Origin of the sequence: Rhodococcus sp. EPR-147 (assembly GCF_001647185.1) — a bacterium.
Lineage (GTDB): Bacteria > Actinomycetota > Actinomycetes > Mycobacteriales > Mycobacteriaceae > Rhodococcoides.
Genome location: NZ_LVCU01000061.1, coordinates 1 through 6,859, shown reverse-complemented (window position 1 = coordinate 6,859; position 6,859 = coordinate 1). Strand labels below are relative to the sequence as shown.

Annotated in this window: 8 protein-coding genes and 2 pseudogenes; 9 read left to right on the top strand and 1 reads right to left on the bottom strand. The window is 66.4% G+C overall.

What is annotated here, in order from left to right; translation table 11 throughout:
- Positions 1-440 (bottom strand): annotated as a pseudogene (locus A2J02_RS02825) (hypothetical protein); the annotation flags it as partial.
- Between A2J02_RS02825 and A2J02_RS29005 the strand changes: the two are divergent.
- From A2J02_RS29005 to A2J02_RS02785, 9 genes and pseudogenes are all read left to right on the top strand, one after another.
- Complete coding sequence (locus A2J02_RS29005; protein WP_441344170.1) at positions 422-793, top strand: Ppx/GppA phosphatase family protein; 372 nt, start codon at positions 422-424, stop codon at positions 791-793. The pseudogene A2J02_RS02825 and the gene A2J02_RS29005 overlap by 19 nt on opposite strands.
- Entirely contained in the window at positions 790-1,947 is a 1,158-nt protein-coding gene (locus tag A2J02_RS02815) for a hypothetical protein (protein ID WP_068046493.1), read from the top strand. Before A2J02_RS29005 ends, A2J02_RS02815 begins: the two co-directional genes overlap by 4 nt.
- A 12-nt stretch (positions 1,948-1,959) precedes the next feature.
- Positions 1,960-2,802, top strand: coding sequence for a sugar phosphate isomerase/epimerase family protein (locus A2J02_RS02810; protein WP_068046490.1), 843 nt, complete (start codon positions 1,960-1,962; stop codon positions 2,800-2,802).
- A 22-nt stretch (positions 2,803-2,824) separates the two neighbouring features.
- Complete coding sequence (locus A2J02_RS02805; RefSeq protein WP_068046488.1) at positions 2,825-3,682, top strand: thioesterase family protein; 858 nt, start codon at positions 2,825-2,827, stop codon at positions 3,680-3,682.
- 18 nt (positions 3,683-3,700) lie between these two features.
- Entirely contained in the window at positions 3,701-4,516 is an 816-nt protein-coding gene (proC, locus tag A2J02_RS02800) for a pyrroline-5-carboxylate reductase (RefSeq protein WP_068046485.1), read from the top strand.
- 127 nt (positions 4,517-4,643) lie between these two features.
- A complete protein-coding gene (locus A2J02_RS02795; RefSeq protein WP_008713658.1) occupies positions 4,644-4,880 on the top strand; it encodes a helix-turn-helix domain-containing protein in 237 nt (78 codons plus the stop codon).
- Between the two features lie 219 nt (positions 4,881-5,099).
- A complete protein-coding gene (locus A2J02_RS27050; RefSeq protein WP_003402602.1) occupies positions 5,100-5,201 on the top strand; it encodes a 30S ribosomal protein bS22 in 102 nt (33 codons plus the stop codon).
- Positions 5,202-5,345: 144 nt separating this feature from the next.
- Complete coding sequence (locus A2J02_RS02790; RefSeq protein ID WP_231911398.1) at positions 5,346-6,491, top strand: NAD-dependent epimerase/dehydratase family protein; 1,146 nt, start codon at positions 5,346-5,348, stop codon at positions 6,489-6,491.
- Positions 6,488-6,859, top strand: a pseudogene (locus tag A2J02_RS02785) (hypothetical protein); the annotation flags it as partial. The gene A2J02_RS02790 and the pseudogene A2J02_RS02785, both read left to right, overlap by 4 nt.

Here is a 6,859-nt window from a genome sequence, read left to right as displayed (position 1 = left end):
ACGTCGGGCTTGACCTCGAGCGGCTCGATGCCCTTGCGCAGCGCCATCGAATGCAGCGCGCACCCGATTCCGCCCTCGAACCCGGGACGGTTCTGGAAGATGCAGGCACCCTTGTAGCGCCGCGTCCGCAGCGACTGCTCGTCGTCGAGATCGTCGTATTCGACGTACCCCTTCTTGCCGAGACCCTTGTCCATGAGCTGCCAATCCTGCGGAGTGAGCAACTTCACGGACTCGTCGAGCTTGCGCTTGTCGTCCTCGTCGGACAGGAACGCGCCGTGGGAGCAGCAACCGTCGTCGGGTCGGCCCGCGACGGTTCCCTGACATGCCGGAGTTCCGAACACGCAGGTCCAGTTGGACAACAACCACGTCAGATCCGCAGCGATGAGATGTTCCGAATTGTCGGGGTCGGGAAACTCGACCCATTCTCGCGGGAAATCCATCTCGACCTCTGCAGCGAACGACTGCTGCTCACGACCTGCTGTCACAAACGACGACGGTAGACCCAGTACCGTGGGCATGTGCGAATAGGGGTGCTCGACGCCGGTACGGACGCGGCTCGAGGCGACTCGTAGCGTTCGTAACGCGGATCGTCGTGGCCGACCGTGCAGAATTGGAAGGTGTCAGCGCCGACAGGTCGCCACCACTGGTGGCCGGGGCTCTGGTAGCGGAGGCGAGCATGCGGGCATCGACAACGAAGTCACCCGAGATATGCCCGTGGGCGCTGAAGGAAGGTTTGATGTTGAGGAAGCTGGACCCCGAAACCGACGGCGATCCGGTGGTGAGCTCGAGATGAGCGACACCAACCCGGAGGACACCGGACAGATCTCTGTTGCCGAGCTGCTGGCTCGAAACGGTCAGAAGACGAACCTGAGCGCAGGCGGTCGCCGTCGCCGCGGCGTCAAGGGCGGCATCTCCGTCGCCGAGCTGACCGGTGAGATCCCCGTCGTACGCGACGAGCCCGGCAACCGCAGCGCCCCGGTGGTCGAGTCCCCGGCTCCCGACGCGTCCGAGCCCGAGACGCCCGAGACGCCCGACGTCGCCCCGGCCGCGCCGCAGAGCAGCGATACGGCCGAGGACGATGCACCCGCCGCCGTCTCCTCGCGGCCGCAACCGGCCAAGCCGCAGACCACTCGCCCCACCCCGTTCCAACCGGCAGGCAAGCGCGAGAAGCAGCAGCCCGAGCCTGAACTGCTGTCCGGATCCACGACGGTTGCCGGTGACCTGCTGAACCGCTCACACGACGACACCGAACGGTCCAAGCGCCCGGCTGTGTCCACGGTGCCTGCGTCGGATCGGCTTCCGTACGGATCCACCCCGGCCGAGCAGGGCCGGGCCCGCAAGCCTGTGGGATTCCGAGCCTCGCGGCAGGTCGAGGTGGTCGAGCCGAACACCGACGTCGCTCCGCGTGCCGCGCTCGTCGACGTCGACGACGTGGCCAAGACCGCGGTGTCTCCGCGCATCCGACGCACCGACGATACGACGGCCGAGTCGGCCGACGAGTCGGCGGTCGATACGTCCGCCGCCACCGAGGTCGTCGATCTCGTGAAGCCGGAGATCGACGACGAACCGAAGACCGCGACCGACGTCGAGGCCGACACCGAAACCGCGTCGGACGCGGAGGCCGACAGCGCGACTGCGGCCTCGCGCACCGACCGCCGGGCAGCGGCGGTCAAGGGCAAGGGCGGTGCCGTCCGGCAATGGCTGGTGCTGATCGGTCAGGCAGTGGTGTCGATCGCCGTCGGCGCGCTGCTGTTCAAGGGCTTCGAGCAACTGTGGGACGTGTTGCCGTGGGTCGCTCTGGTGCTGTCGGTGCTGGTCATCGTCGGACTTGTCGCGGTGGTGAGGATTCTGCGACGCACCGACGATCTGATCTCGATCGTCATCGCGATCGCCGTCGGTGTATTCGTCACGCTCGGTCCGCTCGCCTTCCAGCTCAGTACCGGCTGAGTCGGCACACCGATGGGCGCGAAGCGAATCCAGGTAGGACTGTCCACGGCGTCGGTCTACCCGCAGAACACCGAGGCGGCGTTCCGGTATGCGGCAGAGCTCGGGTACGACGGCATCGAGCTGATGGTGTGGGCCGAGTCCGTCAGCCAGGACGTCGACGCGGTGGCCGCGCTCTCGCGGGAGTACTCGATGCCGGTGCAGGCCATCCATGCGCCGTGTCTGCTGATCTCGCAGCGAGTGTGGGGATCCGATCCGGTTGCCAAACTCGCCCGCTCGGTCGAGGCGGCCGAGAAGCTGGACTCGGCGACGGTCGTGGTGCACCCACCGTTCCGGTGGCAACGCAAGTACAGCGACGGCTTTGCCGATCAGGTCGCCGAACTCGAATCGAACTCGCACGTGGTGGGCGCCGTGGAGAACATGTTCCCCATGCGCGCCGATCGCTTCTTCGGGCGCAAGGAGAAATCCGCACAGCGACTCGAACGACGCGGTGGTCCGGGGGCCGCACTGTCGGCGTTCTCGCCGTCCTACGACCCGACCGACGTCGGCCACGGGCACTACACCCTCGACCTCTCGCACACGGCCACCGCGGGCTCGGACGCGCTCGAGATGCTCGACCGGATGGGCGAGGGCATCGCGCACCTGCATCTGGCCGACGGCCGGGGCGCATCGGTGGACGAGCACCTCATCCCCGGCCACGGCAGTCAACCGTGCGTGGAGGTGTGCACCGAACTGGTGCGCCGCGGCTTCGAGGGACAGGCAGTGATCGAGATCAACACACAGAACGCGCGCACGGTCCCCGAGCGTTCCTCGATGCTCGGGCAAGCACTGCAGTTCGCCCGCGCACACCTGTCCTGAGGCCGCCGGTAAGTTGTCGGAAATGAGTTCCGCCAGCCCCTTCACCGCCGCCACCACCCTGACCGCGCTCGAGGTCGCCGCCGACACCGCGTCGTTCGCGGGCGCGATCGACTCCACCTGGACCATCGGTCCGAAGGTGCACGGCGGTGTGATGCTCGCCGTCTGCGCGGCAGCAGCGCGCAAGCACATCGTCACGACCGACCCGGAGCAGGCCGAGATCCAGCCGCTCGCGGTGAGCGTCAGCTACCTGGCCGCTCCCGATCCCGGCGAGGTCGCGCTGACGACGGTGGTACGCAAGCGCGGCCGTCAGGTCTCGCACGTCGACGTCGAACTCACCCAGGCCGGACGCGTTGCCGTGCGGGCGGTGGTGACCCTCGGTCGTCCCGATTCCGAGGAACCCCACCACGAGACGCCGACGTCGCCGGCGTCGATGGCAGCCGAACCGCCGGCGGAGACCCTCGCGGTGGCGGGCGATCATCCGATGGCGTCGATCGTGCACGTCGCCAAGGGCTGCGAGATGCGGATCGACGCGTCGTCGGCGTCGTTCCTGACCGGCCAGCAGGGCGAGGCGGAGATTCGACTGTGGGTGCGTCCCTTCGCGGGCGACGAGGCCGACCTCGACACCGCAGTGCTGTTCGCACTGATGACCGGAGACATCTCGGCTCCGGTGACCATGAACCGCGGAATGTTCGGTTGGGCTCCGACCGTGCAGTTGACGACCTACCTGCGACGCCGTCCGGCACCGGGGTGGCTGCGGGTGGCGGCGACCAGCACCGTCATCGGCAGCACCTGGTTCGAGGAGGACCACGTGGTGCTGGATTCGACCGGTGCCGTCGTGGTGCAGAGCAGACAGTTGGCGATGGTGCCGCGCTCGAACTGACATGGCAGGCTTGGTCGTATGACGAGAATTGCAGTGATCGGCGGCGGACGGATCGGTGAGGCGTTGATTGCGGGACTCCTCGAGTCCGGCCACGCAGTGCGCGATCTGGGGGTCGCCGAGAAGTCCGAGGCCCGCGCCAAGGAGATCGCCAAGGAATTCGGAGTACTGACCACCACCGTCGGCGACGCATCCGAGGGAGCCGATGTGATCGTGCTGGCGGTCAAGCCGGCCGACGTCGAAGCGGCACTGACCGAGATCACGAAGATCGAACTCGACGGCGATCGCGAACAACTCATCGTCTCGCTGGCCGCAGGAGTCCCTACCGCCAAGTTCGAGCCCAAGCTCCCCGCCGGCTTCCCGGTCGTTCGGGTCATGCCCAACACCCCGATGCTGGTGGGGGAGGGCGTCAGCGTGTTGGCACCGGGCAAGTACGCCCGCGCGGAGCACCTCGAACTCGTGCGCTCGATCCTCTCGGCCGTCGGCAAGGTGGTCGTGGTCAAGGAGAACCAGCTCGACGCCGTGACGGCCGTGTCCGGCTCCGGTCCGGCCTATTTCTTCCTCGTGGCCGAGGCCATGATCGACGCCGGAGTGGGCCTGGGATTGAGCCGCGACGTGGCGTCGGCGCTCGTGGTTCAGACGATGGTGGGGTCGGGAGCGATGCTCGATCGCTCCGACGAGAGCGCGAGCGAGCTTCGATATGCGGTGACTTCTCCGGGCGGAACGACCGCCGCAGCAGTGCGTGAATTGGAGAGAAAGGGCGTCCGAGCAGCGTTTTTCGATGCCCTCGGTGCCGCAAATGCCCGATCCATTGAGATGGGCATCACAGCAGAATAAAAAATCTTTTCCCCACACCCGTCGCAGTAACCCCATCTGTCCCTATAGGCTCGGGGGCAGCACGTGCGTGTCTGTTCGGCAGGAGGGGAAGCCTGCCGCATGAGACGTGCCGGAGGTATGTGGATTGATGGCGTCTATAAACAAGCCGTCCAAGGGTTCGTCCCCGGACGGTCAACCGGCCCTGGCCGGAACGCAGTTCCTCACGGTCGCCGAAGTGGCGACGCTGATGAGGGTTTCGAAAATGACCGTGTACCGGCTGGTGCACGGCGGAGAATTGCCCGCTGTACGAGTGGGTCGGTCTTTTCGTGTGCACGCCAAGGCGGTCCACGACTATCTCGAGACCTCGTACTTCGACGCAGGCTAGTAGTGCACGTGGGGCCGGTTTCGTAAGTCCTGGTTCACACCGGTAGGATTGGCGCTCGTCGTGCCAGCCAGCCGGTGTGCAGCCGTGGGCGAGTACGTGGCCCCAGCGCCAGCTCGGTGACCAAGGCTTTTGGCTCGAAGCCCTCAGGGCTTGGTTGTCAGGTAGGCGTACGCAAACGGCGTGCGCGAAAACGCTAGAGAAGAACGTGAGGACACCCGCATGGGTTCAGTGATCAAGAAGCGTCGCAAGCGCATGTCGAAGAAGAAGCACCGCAAGTTGCTTCGTCGTACCCGCGTGCAGCGCAGGAAACTCGGCAAATAAGCCTGCCGTCATCTGCTTCATGGGGAAGCCCGTCACCATCGGTGGCGGGCTTCTTCCGTTCGAAGAACGGGCTTTGCTTCTCACCCGCGCCGAGCCCGGTCGATCCAGTAGGCTTTGCAGCGGAACCGACGTTGGGGGTGCGCAGTGAGTCCGAGCGATCGTGGATCGTCTGCGCCCCGAGTGGTCCTCGTGACCGGAGCGAGCCGATTCCTCGGCGGCTACCTCGTCACCAGACTGGCCCAGAATCCGAACATCGAGCGCGTCATCGCCGTCGATGCGGTCTCGCCGAGCAAGGATCTGTTGCGCCGCATGGGACGCGCGGAATTCGTCCGCGCCGACATTCGTAATCCGTTGATCGGCAAAGTGATTCGCAATGCCGGCGTCGACACCGTCGTGCACGCCGCCACCGTCGCCAAACCCCCGAAATCCGGCGGCCGCGCCACGATGAAAGACCTCAACGTCATCGGCGCGATGCAGCTGTTCGCGGTCTGCCAGAAGTCACCGACCGTCGAGAGGGTGGTACTGCGTTCGTCGTCCTCGGTGTACGGCTGCAGCGCGAAGGACCCGGTGAAATTCACCGAGGAGATGAGTGCTCGACGCCCCCCGAGCGGTGGGTACGCGCGGGACTCGATCGACATCGAGGGATACGTTCGCGGTCTCGGGCGTCGACGGCCGGACATCGCGGTGTCGATCCTGCGCATGGCGCCGCTGATCGGTCCACGACTGAACGGCACCATCTCGCGCTACATGACCTCGCCGCTGATTCCCAGCATCGTCGGTCGCGACGCACGCATGCAGTTGCTGCACGAGGAAGACGCTCTGGCTGCGCTCGAGCGCGCGACTCTCGGTGGGTCGGCGGGCACGTTCAACATCGGAGCCGACGGCACGATCATGCTGTCCCAGGCGATTCGCCGAGCCGGCCGCGTTCAGGTGCCGGTGCCGTTTCCGCTGTTCAAGAGCGCCGGCCGCGCACTGATGGGCGGCATGATGCGCGAGTTCACCACCGAGCAACTCGACTACTTCCACTTCGGCTGCGGACTGGACACCACCCGCATGCGGTCCGTCCTTGGCTTCGAGCCGCGGTGGACTACGGTTCAGGCATTCGACGACTTCGTCCGAGGCGCAGCGCTGCGGCCTGTCATCAGAACCGAATGGGTGGACAGCGTCGAAGATCGACTGGTCTCGGCCGTAGAGACAGGCGCGTCCACGGCGCGGGCACTGGCGGCACTGCGTAGTTCGGGAGCGGTGCGTAGTTCGGGAGCGGTGCGTAGTTCGGGAGGGGACAGGTGAGCGAAGTGGCCAAAGTGATTCCGTTGCACGGCGGCACGTCCGGCCGCTCGGCGCGAGCGGCTGCGGGCTCGCGTGAACGCCACCCCTCCGCCTACGCCGATCCTCGCGAGCCGACGCCGTTGTCGGCCCCAGCTCCTGCCGACGCGTCGGCAGTGACGCCCTCGCTCCCCACTCCGTTGCTGTCGATGATCGACGACACCAAGTCCACGATCGTCGACCAGATCTCCTCGGTCGCCGAGTTCGTTCGCAGGCGGCTGGCCGGTGACTACAGTGTCGACGAGTTCGGTTACGACCCGCACTTCGCCGACGCGGTCTGGCTTCCGTTGCTGCGGCCGTTGTTCGACAAGTGGTTCCGCGTCGAGGTCAAG